Source organism: Hymenobacter sp. IS2118, from assembly GCF_000715495.1.
Lineage (GTDB): Bacteria > Bacteroidota > Bacteroidia > Cytophagales > Hymenobacteraceae > Hymenobacter.
Genome location: NZ_JNLX01000161.1, coordinates 1 through 17146, shown reverse-complemented (window position 1 = coordinate 17146; position 17146 = coordinate 1). Strand labels below are relative to the sequence as shown.

The following is a 17146-nucleotide window of genomic DNA, read 5'->3' as shown; positions in this document are numbered from 1 at the left end:
GGAGAAAGGCAGTGGGGGAGGAGGAAACCTATTGGGACAAGGTGCCCGCTGCGCTTGCGTTGCTTAAGCGCTGACTTTTGCCGTCAGTTCCAAATCATGAAGCAGCAGCGGCAAAAAGCGGGCATCAAAGGCGGGTGCTTTGAGGAGCTGGCGCTGGAAGGAGGCTTTCTTTAGCCAGGTCGCCATCGAATCACGCAGGGGGGCGAACACGTTCGCCAACAAGCAGTAAAAACCGGTGTGCAGGTCCGTCGCATCAAAGACGAGCTCCAAAATCGGCTCCTTCTGTATCGTTGCGCGGGCCACCCACACGTACTTGGGCAGCGAACTGACCAGAATCCGGCGCAGGGGCTCGCCTTCCACCGGGCGCAGGCGGCGCAGTTCGTCCTTGTAGTGGTTGCTGTAGTCGAGGTAGATGTCCCACACGATATCAGTCCGTTCGGCGATGGTATCGGTGAATATCTGTTCGAACAGCCCCACTTGCCGGAAGACCTGCTCGTAGGTGATGCGAATGTCCGCGGCCAAGGGCACGAACACGCTGTAGAGCGAGGCCACGCGATGGGCCTCCCAGCGCTCGGCCGTTTCCCAGTCGGCGGCGGGCCAGGGCGTGAGCACCTGGCCCTGCTCCGTGAAGCTGTAGCGGGCGAAAGGGCCCATCTGGTCGTCGTGGGCGTAGAGGCGGTCCAGCGCGTCGGAAGCCAAGGAAATATCCTTGGTGGGCAAGACGCTGGTGGCGGCCAGCCGGTAGCCGGTGACTGTTATCAGGTGGCCTTGGTCCTCGCGCCCGTCGAGTAATAAAAAGAGCAGGACGGGCAAGCCTAGCCGCAGGTAGGCATAAATGAAGCCCTTGGCCCCCAATAGTTGCTCCTGCATTTGGAAAGCCACTTCGGGGGCCGTTGCCGCGCCCCATTCGTCGGCCTGCCGGTAGGTGCGCAGCTCGGCTACCAGGCCCACCGCCTGAATGGCTTCCCCAATCTGGGTCTGGTCGAGCCCGGTGCTGGGAAAAGTGCGCCCCTGGCGGTAGAACAGGTTGCGGGAGGTGGATGTGATGTGATAGGGGGAGGGCAGGGCCGTCTGAAACTGAAACGCCGTTTTATGGAACGCCATCCAGAGGGCGGTGGTCGCACAGGCGCTGACGTTGTTGTCCTGCTCCTGAAAAATCAGCGTCTCGACCACGAGCTGTTTGCCCAGCACGTTGACGGGGTAGGGGCGGCGGACCGGGTATACGCGCTGTTTGTCGGCCGCCGGGGTGTAGGGCCGCAGCAGCGTCGCCCCAATCTGCCGGGCCGGCAGGGGCTTAACGACGACGTAGCCCAGGTAGGAGGCCCACAGGTCATCACCCGCTGCGGAGTCCGTGAGCGCGGTTTCGAGCGCTACCTGGTCGAAAGCGGCCCGAAAGAAATGCACCCGCTTACACAGGCGGGGGTAGGACGTGAAGCCGCGGGCGTAATAATCGGCGTAGTCGGCCAGAAACGACTGGCTCAGGTATGGCGCTTCCACCAGGATGGTCTGGGCTCCCAGGCCGTCCTGCGCTGGGCCGAGGTATTCGGCAAAGTAGTGAAAGTGCTGCTTGCGCCGGGTAGCGGCGGCATCCACCCACTCATTGCTGAGGGCCTCGGCCAGGGTGGTGGGGGAGAACGGGTGGACTGAATAGGCGATGGGCTGCGTCACGCGGAGAGGGGAGAGGAAGCGACAAACTTGCGCATAAAAAAAGCGTCCGTTGCGGGACGCTTGGGGCAGCCGAGAAAAAAGCCGGGCCTATAGGCAGGCCCGCACTTTCAGCCGGTCGCGGTCCACTACGGCGCGTTCCGTCAGGTTTTCGGCCGTGCGCAGCACGCGGGTCACCCGTTCCCGGTAGGCCTGGCTCTGAAACTTGGCCTGGTCCCCGCGAAACTCAATCACTAGTTTGGCTTTTTCAGTTGTTGGCATGGTGGCAGGAGCACAAATGGGAGGGCAAAGGTACGCAATCGGGCGGCCCCTTTCAAACTTGGGCCAATGATACAGCTTCTTACGCAAAAAACAAGCGCGCAGTCAGCTTCGCGTAGTCGCCGCCTGGAGAGCCGCCCGCGGTACCGGACTTTCAGGGAAGGCAGTGGGGTACAAGAGGTGGGAGGAAGAGGCATTCCGGTTGGACATCCGCAACCGTTGCGTACGGCTGGTTCCGGGGGATTCAACGGCTGCCGCCCGGTGCAGGTACTGTTCCTATCTTGCCGGTCTTTCAGCAGGGAGAGAAAACTATGGCAAAACGCGCAGCTGTCTGCATTGGGGTAAACCGGGCCGAAGGAATGACTCCGCTACTGGCCGCGGCGAAGGGCGCACGGGATTTCGCCAACTGGGCCACGGCGCAGGGTTGTGACGTGACGCTGCTGGTGGATGAAGACCAGGCGGAGGTGGAATCCATACAGGTTTTTAAAGCTGTGCGGGCCGTAATAGAGGCCGGCATCTACGAGCAGCTGCTCATCTACTTTTCAGGTCATGGCATCCTGCTGGCTCCTGGCACGGAATACTGGCTCCTGTCCGGGGCACCGCAAAATCCCAACGAAGCCGTTAACCTGCTGCGCTCAATGGATGCCGCGCGTAACGCAGGAATTCCGCACGTTATCTTCATTTCAGATGCCTGCCGGTCGGCCGTACCCGGCGCACCGCTAAACGGCGTGATTGGGGGAAGTATTTTTCTGAACCGGGCGATGGGTCCGCAAAGTGGCGAAGTAGACGTGTTCTTTGCTACCCGACCGGGGGACCCTGCTTGGGAAGTTCCGGAGGCCGAGTCTACGCAACGCTACCGGGGCTTGTTTACGGACTGCCTGCTCAAAGCCCTACACGCACCAGGCAGTCCGCTAGCCGAACAGTTGCCGGGCAGCGTCCCGGTGCTGTCCGTTATTACCTCCCGCCGCCTGAAGCCTTATTTAGAAGAGCAGGTGCCCCGCGAGGCCGCCGCCATCAGCATTCAACTCACCCAGCAGCCGTACGTTCAGGTCGAAACAGCCAGTCCCAAATTCTTTGCAGTGGCGATGCCCCCACTGCCGGGCAAAGAGCCGCCGGGCTATCGCCACGAGTTCAAATACATCTACCGAGGCAACCGGGGGAAAGAAAGCCGGGGTGGGCTATTCTTGCCAGCTGCCGGTAGTGTGCTGCATCCGAAACCGGTAGACGTTGCGGATGAGCTGCTCGCCCTCAAGTTTGCCCGGGAAGTAGCCAAGCTACGGGGCCACCCCGACCGCCTGCCCTTAGAGACGGATACGGGCTTCATTCTCGTGGGTACCGTAATACAAACATTGGTAGCGCCTGGTTGGGAAATCGACCGTCCGATGGGGCGCAACCAAGACGCCAATGCCCAGTACTTTCGCTTGAGACGCCAGCCTACTGCCGCGGCAGCCGGGCTTTCACCACGAACCGTCCTGCTGCAATTTGAAGGCGGTACCGGGGCGCTACTGGCGGTTTTGTCTGGCTTCATTGGGGTCGTAACGGTGGAAGAAGGCCGGGTGCTGAACGTGAACTACATGCCTGCGACAGCCACTGTACGCTACCAGGCCTACGAAGCGGGCGCGGCCGAGCGGGAAGAATCAAAGGCCCGGGCGGCGGTGGATTCGCGCCACGGAGAATTCAATCCCGTTGCCTTCTCAGCTGCTTTGTTTAAATCCCCGGGTGGATTTGACCCGACGTTGTCGCTTTACGTGGCCTATGGGTACGCACAACGCGGAAAGTATTCGGAAGTAGCCACCATCCGGAATTGGCTCGCCGAAGACCATCAACTCCCGCCGCTCTTTGATATGGAGTTGCTGACTGCGCGCTCCCAGGCAACTCCGGTAGCGGCTGCTTCTTTCCCGGCAGCGCCGCAAACGCCCCTGCTGGCCCAAGGTTGGGCCTTATTAACCCCCGATAACCCGCTGTATCAGCCGTTGCATGGTCGGTTGCGGGCTCACCTGGTGCCTGCCTTGTGGACGACCTACACGGCGGAAGGCGTAGCCATTGCTCTCACGGCTTTACAACCCCCTGAAATCCGATGAAACTAGTCATGATACACGGCCGGGGCCAAGCCGGTCAGGATCCCACGCAGCTCAAGCAGGAATGGCTCACCGCGCTGCGCCACGGCTGCGACCGTGCCCAGGTGCAGTTGCCGGCGGACACCGTCGTGGAGTTTCCCTACTACGGCGATTTGCTGGCTCGGCTGGTCACGCAAGTGGAGGCCCCGCTTGGGCAGGAACTCCGGGCCAAGGGTGGCACGCCCGTGCCCAACGAAGCGCTTCAGGGTGAAATCCTCATGGAAATCGCGGCCCGCGCCGGGCTGCGGGAGTCCGACATCCGCCTGGAAGCAGGTAATCTGCCCATCCAAAAGGGCCCCGCCAATTGGGAATGGGTGCAGGCCATCATCCGGGCGCTCGACCATATCCCGGGCCTCAACAGCCGGCTGATAGACGCGTTTACGCGGGATGTCTACGTCTATCTGACGTACGCCGGCGTGCGGGTCCAAATCGACCAAGTCATTGCCGACGCGCTGGGCGACGGACCCTGCGTGGTGCTGGCGCACTCGCTCGGCAGTGTGGTGGCGTACAATGTACTGCGCACCCGGTTGGCTACGCCCCGGTACCCGGGGCTGGTGACCGTGGGCTCGCCGCTGGGAATCCGTGCCATTAAGCAGCAACTGGCCACGCCGCTGGTATCCCCGTCCTGCGTGTCCCACTGGTTCAATGCCTACGACGACCGGGACGTGGTCGCGCTCGTGCCCCTGGATGCCCAGCGCTTCAACGTCACGCCTCCGATTGAGAACAAGGGCGATGTGCTCAACTTTACCGAGAATCGCCACGGCATCGAAGGCTACCTGGCCGACCCGGTTGTGGCGCAGCGGATAGTGCGAGGCCTGCAAGGCCAGTGACCTAGAAGGCTGTCGAAATAAACGCTCTGGAAATAATCATTACAATGTCGCTCCAGGGAAAAGTTTGTAATACAGTGCCTGAAGCAGAAAGGTGCGCCAAACTCCATTCCCCGGAGCAAGATTAAACGAAGGCAGTAGCAGCAGCTATTCTTTTAACAAGCGGCTCAACAACGTATGGAATCCATATTCGCCGTATTCAATTCCGATGCTGTCAGTCGCGACGGCACGTGGTTTTCGCTGACCACCTTAGAGGACATCCTGTGGCAGACGACCCCTGCTGGGGTACCCTCCAACTTTGGGCACGACAGTCACCGGCCGGCTGGGTGGGCTCAGCCGACTGGCCTGTATTTTCAGCCCGGCATAGTGCGCTCCACCGGCCTGCTCCTGCTGCCGGAGACCGCTGAGGAAGAAGAGTTCATCCGCGAGCATCACGCACAGGCCTGGACCCGGCGGCAGCAGGAAAGTGCTGCCCTTTACCTGGAAGATTTGCGGCGCGAACTGCAGGGTCAAATCACGAACGCGGCCCGGTTTCTGACCTGCGAGGCGCTGGCGTGCCTTGAGCCCAATTTGGCTGAGCGGGTTTTCCCAGAGTTGGGGGCCAATCTTGATAAAGCCGGACTTATCTACTTGTCGGACTTGCTGGAAACCTTTACTTACAAGTCTCACGGGGTATTTCAGCACAACAAGCGCCCACTGCTGGTGTTTGCGCATCCCTACTTCCGCCGCTCGCTTTCGCGGGCCAACAACTTTCATTGGGCCTTTCTGGAGGAGCTGTTGCAGCAGGCGGCCAACCCCAACATCCTGGTGCGTATCCGGCTGGACGGGGACATGGTGGGCTACGCGCCTTCCTTCCTGGAGCCGCTGGAGTACGAGTACTGGCACGGTCCGAAGTTCAACGACGAGATTGCCAGTATCTCCGACGGGCTTACCCGGCACACTGCCAAGGACTACGAACACCGCTTTTACGGCATTCAGCGCACGGAATTCATCTGGCGGACCGGGGAAGAGCCGGTTCCGCTGAAAGGTCAGCCACCGCGGACGACGCACACGTTTGAGTTGGAGGAGGTGCAGGACGTCGAACTGCCGGCCAACGGCGCGGAGGATACGTACGGCTGTCGCTACGTGCACTCCATCTACGACCGGCAGTCGGAGACGTTTGAGCACTTCGACGGGGCTATCCGCCTCTACGATTTGGAACAGATGGCCGAGCGCGTGGACACCGACATGGACAAGGCCGGTCACCGCAGCCTGTACACCAAGCTGTTTCGCATCGACGACAAAGGTCGACTGCTGAACAAGCAAACCGGCCCGGGCTTGCCTTGCGCGACTGGAAGAGCTTGATTGCAAATTACCTGCAGGGCAACCCCTTGATTGCGAAATATTTCCAGGCGGAAGAAGAGGAAGAGCCGATGGATTCCGAGGAAAGCACAGAATCGGCGGCTGACGAAGCGGCAGATGCCCAAAACCTCGTGGTGCCCTACAGCATGCAACCGGGCGATGGGATTCGCCTGCAGGTGGCCTATCAAGCGGAACAAGCTCTGGTCGGCCCTGACCGGCAGTTGATTGGCTATAGCGTATTCACCCGCAATGGCCAGCACCAGTCCGTCGTAGAGTATGACGTGGTTGAGTTACGTAAGGCATTGCAACGGCTGGGAACCGACCTGTTCATTCCCGCGAGCCTAGTGCCCTTGTGCAGCGAAGACGGCTATCTTAACATCCCGACCATCTTCCACGGCGGCCCGGATGCCGAGGCCACGTTGGCCACGACGGTGCAGGCGCTACGTAACCTGATGGTGGCGCTCTGCTACCAGCAGCGGGATAAGGTGTGTGCGTTCACCCTAAGCTGGAATGAGGCCGGGCGACAGGCCAGCATCAGCGTTTTGGGACACGTCACCGACTTGCGGGCCTGGTTAGGACAGGCGGGGAACCTACCGATTGTGCGCGCTGAGTTTGTCCGCTGGCTCGAGCGGCAAAAGAGGCACCTGGATGGTTTGCCCAGGACGCGGGCGAATTACCCGCTGGTGGAGAAGGTGGTCAAACCCGACGGAGTATTGTATCTGAAGCGCCAACCGGTGCATCAATTTTCTCCTGCTGAAGCGGCGGCGGGGCAGGCCAGGGGCCTTGCAATGGATGCCACCTGGCAGCCAAAAAAGGTACAGTGCAACACCTGTGGGTCTGACTACTGGCAGTGTCCTCACTCTACAGTGTTGGACGCCGGCGTTGGCACAACCGTTATCGGCGCGGAATTAGTTGGCCAATTTTGGAACGACCGTCCGGCGTAGGAGCGGAGTCATCGCACTGGAATGGGGGTGGCTCTTGGCTCAGCTTGGTGGCTCGCTAAATTGATAATTCCTGTCCGACTTTTGCTAAGCGGTCTGCAAGCCATCATGAGAAACTTCTTATACTGCTCTTCCAGCAATTGGTCCTGATTCCATGATGGCAGCTTGCCCGGAACCGGTCCAATTATTTGAGCGGGAGCGAGCACTGGCCAGTGGTGTTTGGAGGGCATTGTGGAATTATCCGTCCTGTATCAGGAGTGGGATAGCCGCTTTTGATGACCTGCCCAAGGAGTGAATTCGCGAACCTGGTCGGCTATGATTTCTCCGACCGTGGCCATCAGGAGAGTTTGGTACTCGGTCCCGGGAGTAAAGCCGGCGGGGTTATCCCCAGTACTTAGATGTCTCCGACCAGCAGTTGGGCAACGAGTTCGGCGTGCACGTTTGGGCTTACCGGGTAATTATCAATCATCGTTACCGGAGACTTTGCAGAAAGGGCCAAGCGTTTCGGGCAGGGATTTGGGTGTTGCGTTTTCGTGAAATCACAGACTTGAATAGCTGTCGAGTCACCACTGTTTGGAAGGGGCCAAGAACCGTTCGCCTACTTGGCTAAAAAGCCTTGTATGGCGAACGGCTCAGGCACACCAGTCAAAAGAACCCTAGGCTGGTTTAACGGGAAGGATGGCTTCGGGGAAATCCATTCCTTTTTTGCGCAGCATTTCGATGTAGCGTGCGACAGCATCCACCACCATATCTTCCGGTTTACTTATTGCATTCGGGGTTTTCTCGGACATGAGTGCAGCATAACGTAGCGCCCGCTCATGGTCTACAGGAATGCGATAGTTTGTTTTGCCGTATTCGACTTTTGCTTTTCGGCCACTACTGCTTTTACTAAGAGGTGCGTTAGTGGAAGATTCAGAATTTTCAGCCATGGTAAAATAGAAAAAATGTGAAATTGAAAAAAATGAAAAGCCTCGGTGCTGATGAATAAACCCTAGACGGTAGGCAATATAGCGGATGCTTTCACATTTTGAAGTGAAAAGTTGAAAAATCCGTTTTGTTACTTTATCGATAATATCGGAATCATTGTACTTTTTACTTGCTAACTCAGATTGGAGTTGATTATGCTAAATATTAAAATGAGGTTGATTGTCAATTTTGCGATTATTAAAATGCTTTAATCTATTATTTGTAATAGTCAGGGAGCAGGTGAATTGGTAAAATTGAAATGAGTCGTGTTGACATATAAGATGAATTCATAGGTAGGCGATGTGAAGTAGGTTTATGTTGACAATTTATCGGATTGTTTAAAATCAGTATGTTCAAAATTAAATATGATTAAATTGATAAAAAGCATGCTTTTAGCCAAGAAAACAAAAGATTGATTATGGAAGGTAAAGTTTTAAACAATAATGCTATGAGTGGATAGCAGATAGTGAATGCTGAATTAATGAAGCAAACATCGGCTCCATAAAGTATTTTGCTATAAATGAGTAAAGTCAAAAAAAACCAGTCAATCAATGTTGGAGTTATACAAATTCATGATAAGTCAAAATAGATAATCTGCATAATCTCAAAAATGATAAATGAGCTATTCAAGAAATTTACTTTTATTCGCTCATGATTTTCATTGATATATTAAACATTGAAATTTCGTGAGTGAGCATCTACCATAAAGTAGTGTTCGGATGATTATGATATGCTATGCGATGACATGAAACGATTTTTGCTCAGGCTGATACTACGCTATTCTGTATTGTGATGGAATAGGATGTGTGAAGAACGTAATGCGAGGGGATAGGCCAAATGCTAAGTATTGCAAGGAGCGAATGGGGGAGGGAGGGAACTGGTTGGATAGACTGGTAGGGACGTTAAGATAAATATGCGAGGGTAATAGGATGTATGAGGCGGTCTAGTCGTACCTTAGTCCCAACCCCTGTATCGCCAGATGTGCTTGGCGATACGCGCTTCGCGTAACTAGGGCATACTAACGCCTCCAATTACAACTTCAAACCCCTCTTATGAGCGAGCCACCGTCTGATTCTCTGCCCGACAAGAACCACCGCAAAGGGGGGCGTAAGCCGGGCCCCGTAGCTAATAAGCAGCGCCACGTCATCAGCGTGCGGCTGACGGATGCGGAATACTTGCGCTTGATGGGTGAGACCGCTAAGTACAAACTGAGTCAAGGAGAAGTACTTCGCGCCGTGTGGCTGAACCAGCATTCCATCACGAAACTGTCGGTGCCCCCCACGGTAGAACGCGCCAAACAGCGAGTTCAGCTTGTCGGGATGGCGAATGATTTGCAGGCCTTGCTGAAGCGGGGTGGCCATGGCGAGGACACCAACAAGGTGCTGCTCTCCTTGGTGGCACAGCTTACCCTCATGTTAGCGTGATTCGAAACCACGCGGATGCCATGATTATCAAACCAAAAATAAACAAGTCCTTCCCTGCCATGTGCCGGTACGTACTGCAGGTAAAGAACCCAGAGAAGCAAGCCGAGGTGTTGGCCACCTATGGCGTGCGCAGCGACAGCGCTGCACACATGGCTGCCGATTTTGACGCGGTGCGGGCGATGCGGCCGGGGCTGGGCAAGGCGGTTATGCATGTTATCATTGCATTTCCGGCCGAGGAAAAAGGCAAGGTGACCGATAAAATGATAACCAACATCGTGCGGGATTACCTAAAAGAAATGGAAATCAGCTCCGCTAACACGCAATGGGCGGCGGTGCGGCACACGGATAAAGACCATCCGCACGTGCATCTGCTGGTGAACAGAGTGGATTTAGATGGGCAGACGGTGAGTGATTCGTTCTGTCGTTCGCGCAGCGTGGATGCGGCCAAGAAGTTGGAGAAGGCCTACGGATTAGTCATCGCGGACCAAGTGGGCCAGAAGCAGGCCCGTGAAATTGGCCCGACCCCTGCTCAAATTAAGGCTATAACCCCTAAAGAAAAACAGTCGGCTGATTGGAGTCGGGCGCGGCAGCGCATTGGAAGTGCCTTGCTGCCGTGCAAAGGTGTGCAGGGCAGCTTCGCGGAGTTGGGTGAGGTCTTACGGCCGCAGGGTATCGGTGTGGAGTTGACCCAGCGCAAGGGCGGCAGCCGGTTGGGGGTAGTGTTCGTGCTGGACGGGCAACGGGTGAAGGGTAAGCAACTGGGGACTGAGTTTACAGCCGATAAGCTTCAAGAAGGCTTTGACCAGGTACAGGTGGCCAGGCGTCAGGAGCAGCAAAAAGCGGCCGACCAGAAAGCGGCCGACCAGAAAGCGGCCGACCAGAAAGCGGCCGACCAGAAAGCGGCCGACCAGAAAGCGGCCGACCAGAAAGCGGCCGACCAGAAAGCGGCCGACCTGAAAGCGGCGGCAGATGCTTACTCCTTGGCCAAGCTAGGGGAGTCGTACGGACAGGTGCGTGCTAAGGCCCAGCAGCACACAAAAGAACAGCACCGAACTCCATCTAGGGATTTAGGTATCGGAGATTAACATTGTCATCAACTTACAAACAAATTCTATGCAAGAGCTTTTAGACGATATCAACGCCATTCGCCTCAGTATTGAAGCCCTGAACAAGCGTGTTCAAGAACAAGGCCAGCCGGTGAGTGTGGCCAGTTTGGAGAGGGCACTGGCCACTGTGCTGGCCACTGTGCGGGCACAGTCTGCGCCTACTTTCACACTTGATTATGCAAGAATTGCCCAGCAGATACAGGGTCACTTGGCGACGCCGGCCGCACTGGGGGCAGTGCTGACCACGGGCACAAACGAGTTGAACGCGGTGGTAAAACAAATTCCGCGCTCGATAGCCGTTGAGGGGGAGGTCATGGGTTTCACGAACTGGAAATCCGCCGCGCTGGTGTTCTTTGTGCCAATGCTGGTGCTGGTGCTGGGCATGGCCATGGGGGGCGTGTTCTCGCAGGTGAGTAAGGAAAAATACGAGATGCTGCAAGGACAGGCGCAGGGCCTCCAGGATAAGGTATTAGGCATTGAGAACGAGCGGAATTTTTACAAAGCTCAGATTCGAAGTTTTTCCAAGAGCATGAGCACAACGAAGGAAAGTCGCCAAACCACCCAACAGCTCTTTCCAGCCTATCAAGCGCAGACTGGGGGGACAGAATAGCGCAAAGTGCCACACCGGCAGTAGTCCGCACAGGTAAGCTGAAGCGGTACGACTCCGAGTCGGGCGTAATAACCGTCTTTTATGTCAACTAGCGACAATCAGATGGAGGGCGTGCTTTTTGCATTTTCTCGCTGTTCCCCTAAACCTTGTTCTTAACAGCTGCCAAAAAAAGTCCGGTCTACGCAGGTCCGGGCACTTCTGCGCTGGCAGTCAGGCCAAGCGAAACCCATTCGCCAACCACGTGCACGCTCACGGCTTGGGAGGCCACACCGCGTCTAGTGCCGCGCTTCACCTCTTTCCCACCGAGCAGGATAAGGGTCGTAACATCCAAGGTGGCCGGGCCGCCGGGAAGGCTGGCCAGGACGCTGAGTCCATCGCCGGTTTTCATCGTGCGCTTGAATGAGTAGGTGGCCGGGAGCGCCGTCGTGGTCTCGGTTTCGCTGCGGTAGGACACGTAGTCGGCGGCGGAGACGCTGACACGGCACTCGATGGCGGATACACGGGAGCCACCGGGCTAGGGCCTGGCGAATTGGTCTTGGAACTGGCCACCACGCCTAGGGTGAGGGCGGCAAGAGTCAGCAGCCGAAAAAGGAATGTCCCTTGTACGAACAGGTAGCAGGGCGTAAGGGTGAAGTTTAAAAGGGTAGCGCCGTCACTACCGACCCTAAAAAGGTCATTTAATGCCGCCGGCAGCTTAACCGGCTAAGATAGCAAGGGTTTTATCTGAGCAGCTTGGCTTTCTGAGCCTCGTATTCGGCCTGGGTGAGGACTTTTTGGCCGTAGAGCTGCTTGAGCTTGAGCAGTTCATCCGCCGTGCTCAGGGGCGGGATGGCGCTGGCCGGCCCCGCGGCGGCGGAGACGGTCGCGCGCCGGGTGTTGGCGGTGATGATTTCGCCTGCGCCCTCGGCCGCGTCGAGGTCCACGCAGCCGTTGAGGGTGTTGGCCTTGACGACGGCCACGGTTTTGTTGCCGTAGTTTTTGGACTGCTGGAACCGCAGGTCCTTGACCCGCACGGTCAGGTTGCTCATCTGGGAACTGAAGTTGACCTGCTGACTGCCCGTGAACACGTTAGCCGGCACGTAGACGTACTGAAACTCTCCTGTGGCGAGCGTGCCGCGGCCCAGGCGTAGCGTGTCGCCGACATGCACGAGGGTGCCGGAGGTGGTCCGGAACTCCGGCACGGACTTGCCCACAATCTGGGCCTGTAAGGGGTTGGAGTAGAGGCAAACGGCCACCAGGCCGGGTAGGAAATGTTTCATAAACAAAGGCAAGGAATGAATCGGAGGGGGGCCGTGCGGGACGTGGCGGCGGTTGGGTGTGCGGGGCTTACTGGGCGTTTTCGGCTTTGAGCTTGGCGCTGGCCCAGGCGGCTAGCTCGGCTTCGTAGGGCTTGCTCAGCACGTCCAGGCGGCCTTCCCGGCCAAAGCCGGCGGCTTTTTCCGCGTACACGGCCCGGGCCCGGCTCCCCTCCCAGAAGAGCTGAGACTGGCCCTGCGCCAGCCCGGGGCCGAACAGGTAGTTCGCCTCCGGCCGCAGCACGGCCGGGTCGCCAATGGCCACGAAGGCGCAGAATTTGCCATCGAGAAAGGAGTAGAGCTGCCTGGGGACCTGCGCCCGGTGCTTGCCGAACCAGCCGGTGGTTCCCTCGCTGGTGTAGGTTCGCGTCGGGCCAACCGGTACTCCCGGGATGGCCGGAAGCAGCCTTAGCTTGGGAAAGGCGCTCAGCGGGTCACCAAACTTATGGCCCGCGACGCCCCCCAGGGAATCGATTTTGACGCCGAATGGAAAAGCGGGCAAGGGAGGGGCCGGGGCATCCGCGGGCACTGCGGCATCCGAAGCGGTGGTGGGGCTTGGCGACGAGCAACCCGCCAGCAGTCTGCCGGTCAGAAGCAAAAGGGCAGCGGGGCCGAAAACGGAACGAACGGAAACCGACATAGGTTAAAAAAGGGGAAGGGTGAGGCGGGAAACAGCAGGGGCGCACGGAACCGGGCGACGGGGGGCATTCGCCCGGCCCGCCATGCTGGACCCGGGCGAGTGCCGCTACCCGGGGCCTGACACGCCGCGAGCGTGGTCCAACGCCGCCAAGCGTGCGAGGAGGGCAGCCCGGGCCTGGTCCGGGTCCGTGCCGTCGTCCTCGCGCGGGTTCGGGACCTGGGCCCAGTTCAGCTCGTCGGCCTCGGCGCGGGCCCGGAGCAGGCCGGTGACCAGTTGGTAGACCGCCGGGCCGCTGGCCTGCGGGTGGGCTTCCATTTCGGTCAGGGCACGCAGGAACTCGGCCGGGCAGTTCATCGGCTGCCGGGTAAAAAAGAGCTTGCCCCGCCCATACCCCGCCCGGGCGTTGACGATGGCCGGCAGGCCATCCAGGTGTTGCACCAGGCGGGCGAGGTCGGGTTCGTTCAGGGAGACGGTTTGCGGGGCGACCCACAGGTCGGGTTGCAGGGCCCGTATCGCGTTGGCCCACGTCTCCTTCACCAGGGGGGGGAACTGCGGCCCCACTGCTTGCCGGACGGTGTCCAGGGCCTGAGTGACCTGCTCGGGAGAGGCCTGCGAAAAGGGCACGCACACGGCGGTTGGTTCGGCGGAAATAGGGGTGGTGGATGGCATGAAGAGGGAGAGGTGAGGACCCGGGAAGGGCCGCAAGTTACAGGAAAAGGTGTGATTGTAATCATATATGATTACAATCGGGTTAGTTTTTAGTTCCAGCTTGCCGGGGTGAAAAACGAGGTGGTTTTGCAAGCCTTCGGCCAGCACCTGCGCCGGTTGCGCGAGGCGCGGGGCTGGAGCCAGCAGGCCCTGGCCGACGTGGCCGACGTATCCAAGCCGACCATCTACCGGCTGGAGACGGCGCGCTACTCCGTGACGCTCGACGTGCTGGCCTCCCTGGCCCAGGGGCTGGAAATCTCGCTCAGCGAGTTGCTGCAGTTTCCCGTGCCGCCGCGCTCCAGCGCGGACTAACGGCTGGTTCGCAACAGGGCGCCCCCGGTCAGGCAACTCGGCGGACCAGTGGCCCGGGGAACAGCTGCTTCGCAGGGCCAGGACCGGTCCCCGGGACGAGTCCGCCGGGGCTTCCAGGGAATTTGAGGTGGTTCAACAGGCGCTCGATTTCGGCACTGTCCGGCCAGGGCGGCGCGCCCGGCCTGCCCGGTACGAGGGGCGGCGCGCTGGCCAGGTTCCAGCACCAGGCCTTCACCACTTGCTCGGCGAGGGGGCTGGGGTAAACCAGGCGGCGGAGCAACGCATCGAGCCGGGGGCCACAGGCCGTGGCACCCGCCGCTACTTCGCCGAGCGCCCAGACGGCCAGTTCGCTGGCCTGCAGGCTGTGCTGGGCCAGGTGCAGGGCCGGTAGCCCGTAGAGCGGTGGGTCCAGCACGGGCAGCTCCGGGCTGGTAGCCAGGTGCTGGGCGAGTTGGGTCAGGTCCGTTTCAGCCAGGGCCACGACGGAGCCCCGGAGCCACAGGTCGGGGTGGTAGTCGGCCAGGGCACGGGTCCAGGTAACGGCGCGTAGGGTGGGAAAGTGGGTTCCGAGCCGCTGTTGCAGGTAGTTGCCGGCCAGCGTCCGTTGCGCCGCCGTGGCCTGGTGATAGGCGAGGCACTGGCCAGTTGGCGGGGCATGAAAAGGGAAATAATAGGGCATAACAAGGTCATTGACGCGTGAATCGCGAAGCTTATCGTATCATCAGAAGAGGGGGGGAGCCGAGGGATGTGCCGGGGACTAGGATGCGGTGGGTTCGTCGGGTAGGGATTGGTCGGGCCGCGACGGGCTTCGACCCCGCAACGTCTCGCTTTCCTGCCAGTCCTGGCGCAGTTGTCGGGCTTCGGCTTTTAGGACCTGGCGGTGCTCGCGCAGGCCCTGGCCGAGCAGGTCGATGACCTGGACCCCTGCCGTCCGCTCGATGGGCACGGTCAGCGTCCGGGTGGTGGAGTGCAGGGTGATGGCGACGACGCCTTCCAGTTCGAGCGTGAGCAATTCGTGTTGCTGGGCTCGGGCTACTTTGCGGGCCCGGCGGACTTTCCGCAGCTGTTTGCTATACCACATGGCCGGCCGGTTAATTGGTGCGCGAAGAGTTGGTTCGCGGGCACTTGCCCGAGGCACTCAGCATGTTGGCTAGCCAGAGGGCTAGTTGCCCGGCATCTTCACATTCGTGCACGTGGTGGTTAGCCAGTAGTTGCTCTTCGGGCGAAAAGAGCGGGTTGCCGATGATTACGGCAGACAAGGCGTGGCGGAGTTGGCCAAGCACAGGTTGCCCGGTTACATGCATTTTCATGTAATTTTGGGGTAAGGTTTGCAAGAACCCAACCGTAGTGCCTGGTCAAAACAGGTGTTATATTCGGAGGCCATCCCTTGCCGGGGGTGGCCTCTTTTGCTTACTACGGAGTAGGCCGCTCTAGTTGAGCAACACAAAGATACATGATTACTTAGTAAACACAAGTAAATTCTGGTATTTATCAAGTGTTTTTAGGCGTATTACATATGTACTACATTTGCAGGATGAGAAGTGAAGAAGCCGAAAAAAAACCCCGTAAGCCCCAAATTGGGGTTGAAGTTACGGAGGAGGAAAAGGCTCTAATTGGTAAAGTAGCCAAGTACAGAGGTATGAAGGCAGCTACCCTACTCCGAGCCTTAGCACTCCAGGAAGCCCGCAATTTGGGCTTCCTGAAGGATTAAAATTTTGAATAAAGCTCAGGAGACCTCACGAGCGTTTTGACCTATAGTTGGTCAGACTAACCGCACTATGCAAGTTGGTGGCAAATCTGGGTCAGCAGCTCTTCTAAATAGGCATCGTTCCATCCGAGCCGCTTTCGTTTTTTCTTGATGCTGACCCGTGTGGGGTCCTGTTGCAGCAGGTTAAGCGCCATTTTGCGCACGAGGGCCAGGTTTTCCACGGCTTGGGCCTGGCGCAAGCGGTGGGCGTCTTCGCCCAGCGTCACGTCCAGGTGCCAGTGGAGCTTGTTTTCAATGGCCCAGTGGTCGCGCACGGCGGCCGTGGCCTGGGCCGGGGTCAGGCTCGCGCGGCTGCTGAGGTAGTAGCGCACGGCCTGCGACTGGGCCGGTCCGTCGACCGGGTGGCGGGTGGTCGCGACCCGGACCAGGGCGGCCAGCCCCGGCCAACGGCCTTCTTCATCGACCCAGCGCAGGTCGGTTTGGACGCTGACCTGGGTGCAGAGCGGGGTGTTGTGGGAGGCCAGGCTCCAGGATTCGAGCGTCTGCCGAGCGGGCACCTGAGCCAGGGCGCGTTCGGCCTCGGCCAAGAGCGTGGCCTGGTTCTCCTTGAGGGCCAGCAGGTAATCACCGCCTTGCTGGCAAATCTGGGCCGCGATGGCAGGTTGGCAGCTGAGCGCATCGAGGCTGACGAGGCAGCCGCGTACGTCGAGTAGGGCCAGTACGTCGGGGATGGCCGCCAGTTCGTGGCCTTTGCCCGCCGTGGCCACCTGGGCCAGGCTCAGGCCCTGGGCGCTGGCCACGGCCGACACCACGTGCAGCGCCTGCGGGCCGGAGCCGCGCAGGGTCTTACCGTCGATACAAACCTGGCCGAGTTGGTCGGCGGGCAGCACCTGCCGCATCCAGGCCAGAAAGGCCGCGTTGAACGCCGCCGCGTCCAGGTGCTGAAAGACCCGCCGGAAGGTATCGTCGGACGGAATACCGTTGTCCAGCGAGAGGTAGCGCCGAAAGACGGGTTCTTTCTGCTGGCCAAACCAGGCGATTTCCTCAAAATCGTCGGCCCCGCTCAGCACAGCTAGCACGCTGATAACGAGAATGTCTAATAGTTTGTGGCGAAAGTTTTTATTCTGCCGCCGGAAGTCCGGCACGTCGGCTAAGTGGGTGAGTAACGACATCGAACCAAGGGGGTAAGCCGCAAATTTACCCTTGCGCACATAGTGCGGTTAGTCTG

The 17146-nt window shown here is 58.9% G+C and carries 19 protein-coding genes; 8 read left to right on the top strand and 11 right to left on the bottom strand.

What is annotated here, in order from left to right:
* Positions 1–63: 63 nt before the first annotated feature.
* Entirely contained in the window at positions 64–1668 is a 1605-nt protein-coding gene (locus GM79_RS16740) for a hypothetical protein (protein WP_035566144.1), read from the bottom strand.
* 87 nt (positions 1669–1755) lie between these two features.
* Positions 1756–1926 (bottom strand): hypothetical protein, encoded by a 171-nt coding sequence (locus GM79_RS25580; protein ID WP_161787208.1) that lies wholly within the window; start codon positions 1924–1926, stop codon positions 1756–1758.
* Positions 1927–2204: 278 nt separating this feature from the next.
* Between GM79_RS25580 and GM79_RS16735 the strand changes: the two genes are divergently transcribed.
* The 4 genes from GM79_RS16735 (at position 2205) to GM79_RS16720 (ending at position 7152) form a co-directional block, all read left to right on the top strand.
* Entirely contained in the window at positions 2205–4004 is a 1800-nt protein-coding gene (locus GM79_RS16735; RefSeq protein WP_152560045.1) for a caspase domain-containing protein, read from the top strand.
* Entirely contained in the window at positions 4001–4870 is an 870-nt protein-coding gene (locus tag GM79_RS16730; protein WP_035566140.1) for an alpha/beta fold hydrolase, read from the top strand. Before GM79_RS16735 ends, GM79_RS16730 begins: the two co-directional genes overlap by 4 nt.
* A 174-nt stretch (positions 4871–5044) precedes the next feature.
* Positions 5045–6211, top strand: coding sequence for a hypothetical protein (locus tag GM79_RS16725; RefSeq protein ID WP_035566138.1), 1167 nt, complete (start codon positions 5045–5047; stop codon positions 6209–6211).
* Positions 6190–7152 (top strand): hypothetical protein, encoded by a 963-nt coding sequence (locus tag GM79_RS16720; protein WP_152560044.1) that lies wholly within the window; start codon positions 6190–6192, stop codon positions 7150–7152. The genes GM79_RS16725 and GM79_RS16720 overlap by 22 nt, the downstream gene beginning before the upstream one ends.
* A 653-nt stretch (positions 7153–7805) precedes the next feature.
* Here the strand turns inward: GM79_RS16720 and GM79_RS25030 are convergent.
* Positions 7806–8078, bottom strand: a complete 273-nt coding sequence (locus GM79_RS25030) for a hypothetical protein (protein ID WP_152560043.1) — start codon at positions 8076–8078, stop codon at positions 7806–7808.
* 1089 nt (positions 8079–9167) lie between these two features.
* Between GM79_RS25030 and GM79_RS16715 the strand changes: the two genes are divergently transcribed.
* The 3 genes from GM79_RS16715 to GM79_RS16705 are packed head-to-tail and all read left to right on the top strand — an operon-like array spanning position 9168 to position 11255.
* Positions 9168–9539, top strand: a complete 372-nt coding sequence (locus GM79_RS16715; protein WP_035566134.1) for a hypothetical protein — start codon at positions 9168–9170, stop codon at positions 9537–9539.
* Between the two features lie 59 nt (positions 9540–9598).
* Complete coding sequence (locus GM79_RS16710; RefSeq protein WP_161787207.1) at positions 9599–10624, top strand: relaxase/mobilization nuclease domain-containing protein; 1026 nt, start codon at positions 9599–9601, stop codon at positions 10622–10624.
* A gap of 28 nt (positions 10625–10652) precedes the next feature.
* On the top strand, positions 10653–11255 hold the full coding sequence (locus tag GM79_RS16705) for a hypothetical protein (RefSeq protein WP_035566130.1): 603 nt from the start codon (positions 10653–10655) through the stop codon (positions 11253–11255).
* 178 nt (positions 11256–11433) lie between these two features.
* On the opposite strand, the gene GM79_RS16700 is transcribed toward GM79_RS16705, so the two are convergent.
* The 4 genes from GM79_RS16700 to GM79_RS16685 form a co-directional block, all read right to left on the bottom strand.
* The gene (locus GM79_RS16700; protein WP_035566128.1) at positions 11434–11709 is read right to left on the bottom strand and encodes a hypothetical protein; all 276 of its coding nucleotides are present in this window, start codon (positions 11707–11709) and stop codon (positions 11434–11436) included.
* A gap of 265 nt (positions 11710–11974) precedes the next feature.
* The gene (locus GM79_RS16695) at positions 11975–12514 is read right to left on the bottom strand and encodes an SHOCT domain-containing protein (RefSeq protein ID WP_035566126.1); all 540 of its coding nucleotides are present in this window, start codon (positions 12512–12514) and stop codon (positions 11975–11977) included.
* A gap of 67 nt (positions 12515–12581) precedes the next feature.
* Complete coding sequence (locus GM79_RS16690) at positions 12582–13190, bottom strand: hypothetical protein (protein ID WP_035566124.1); 609 nt, start codon at positions 13188–13190, stop codon at positions 12582–12584.
* A 105-nt stretch (positions 13191–13295) separates the two neighbouring features.
* Positions 13296–13859 (bottom strand): hypothetical protein, encoded by a 564-nt coding sequence (locus GM79_RS16685; RefSeq protein ID WP_035566122.1) that lies wholly within the window; start codon positions 13857–13859, stop codon positions 13296–13298.
* A gap of 108 nt (positions 13860–13967) precedes the next feature.
* Here GM79_RS16685 and GM79_RS16680 point away from each other — a divergent pair, with 108 nt between their 5' ends.
* Positions 13968–14210, top strand: a complete 243-nt coding sequence (locus GM79_RS16680) for a helix-turn-helix domain-containing protein (RefSeq protein WP_035566119.1) — start codon at positions 13968–13970, stop codon at positions 14208–14210.
* A 28-nt stretch (positions 14211–14238) separates the two neighbouring features.
* Here the strand turns inward: GM79_RS16680 and GM79_RS16675 are convergent, their stop codons facing one another.
* The 4 genes from GM79_RS16675 to GM79_RS16655 all read right to left on the bottom strand — a co-directional run bounded on the left by GM79_RS16675 (position 14239) and on the right by GM79_RS16655 (position 17090).
* Positions 14239–14889: a hypothetical protein gene (locus tag GM79_RS16675; RefSeq protein ID WP_035566117.1), complete on the bottom strand. Its 651-nt coding sequence runs from the start codon at positions 14887–14889 to the stop codon at positions 14239–14241.
* Between the two features lie 78 nt (positions 14890–14967).
* Positions 14968–15291, bottom strand: coding sequence for a hypothetical protein (locus GM79_RS16670; RefSeq protein ID WP_035566114.1), 324 nt, complete (start codon positions 15289–15291; stop codon positions 14968–14970).
* A gap of 10 nt (positions 15292–15301) precedes the next feature.
* Positions 15302–15469, bottom strand: a complete 168-nt coding sequence (locus GM79_RS25575; RefSeq protein ID WP_161787206.1) for a hypothetical protein — start codon at positions 15467–15469, stop codon at positions 15302–15304.
* 517 nt (positions 15470–15986) lie between these two features.
* The gene (locus GM79_RS16655) at positions 15987–17090 is read right to left on the bottom strand and encodes an ISAs1 family transposase (RefSeq protein WP_035559885.1); all 1104 of its coding nucleotides are present in this window, start codon (positions 17088–17090) and stop codon (positions 15987–15989) included.
* Between the last annotated feature and the right edge of the window lie 56 nt (positions 17091–17146).

What these genes read in the sequence shown, in the direction of transcription:
- GM79_RS16670 (WP_035566114.1), bottom strand. Translation starts at nt 15,291, where the DNA reads ATGTGGTATAGCAAACAGCTGCGGAAAGTCCGCCGGGCCCGCAAAGTA.
- GM79_RS16655 (WP_035559885.1), bottom strand. Translation starts at nt 17,090, where the DNA reads ATGTCGTTACTCACCCACTTAGCCGACGTGCCGGACTTCCGGCGGCAG.
- GM79_RS16715 (WP_035566134.1), top strand. Translation starts at nt 9,168, where the DNA reads ATGAGCGAGCCACCGTCTGATTCTCTGCCCGACAAGAACCACCGCAAA.
- GM79_RS16730 (WP_035566140.1), top strand. Translation starts at nt 4,001, where the DNA reads ATGAAACTAGTCATGATACACGGCCGGGGCCAAGCCGGTCAGGATCCC.
- GM79_RS16705 (WP_035566130.1), top strand. Translation starts at nt 10,653, where the DNA reads ATGCAAGAGCTTTTAGACGATATCAACGCCATTCGCCTCAGTATTGAA.
- GM79_RS16710 (WP_161787207.1), top strand. Translation starts at nt 9,599, where the DNA reads ATGTGCCGGTACGTACTGCAGGTAAAGAACCCAGAGAAGCAAGCCGAG.
- GM79_RS25030 (WP_152560043.1), bottom strand. Translation starts at nt 8,078, where the DNA reads ATGGCTGAAAATTCTGAATCTTCCACTAACGCACCTCTTAGTAAAAGC.
- GM79_RS16675 (WP_035566117.1), bottom strand. Translation starts at nt 14,889, where the DNA reads ATGCCCTATTATTTCCCTTTTCATGCCCCGCCAACTGGCCAGTGCCTC.
- GM79_RS16690 (WP_035566124.1), bottom strand. Translation starts at nt 13,190, where the DNA reads ATGTCGGTTTCCGTTCGTTCCGTTTTCGGCCCCGCTGCCCTTTTGCTT.
- GM79_RS16685 (WP_035566122.1), bottom strand. Translation starts at nt 13,859, where the DNA reads ATGCCATCCACCACCCCTATTTCCGCCGAACCAACCGCCGTGTGCGTG.
- GM79_RS16725 (WP_035566138.1), top strand. Translation starts at nt 5,045, where the DNA reads ATGGAATCCATATTCGCCGTATTCAATTCCGATGCTGTCAGTCGCGAC.
- GM79_RS16695 (WP_035566126.1), bottom strand. Translation starts at nt 12,514, where the DNA reads ATGAAACATTTCCTACCCGGCCTGGTGGCCGTTTGCCTCTACTCCAAC.
- GM79_RS25580 (WP_161787208.1), bottom strand. Translation starts at nt 1,926, where the DNA reads ATGCCAACAACTGAAAAAGCCAAACTAGTGATTGAGTTTCGCGGGGAC.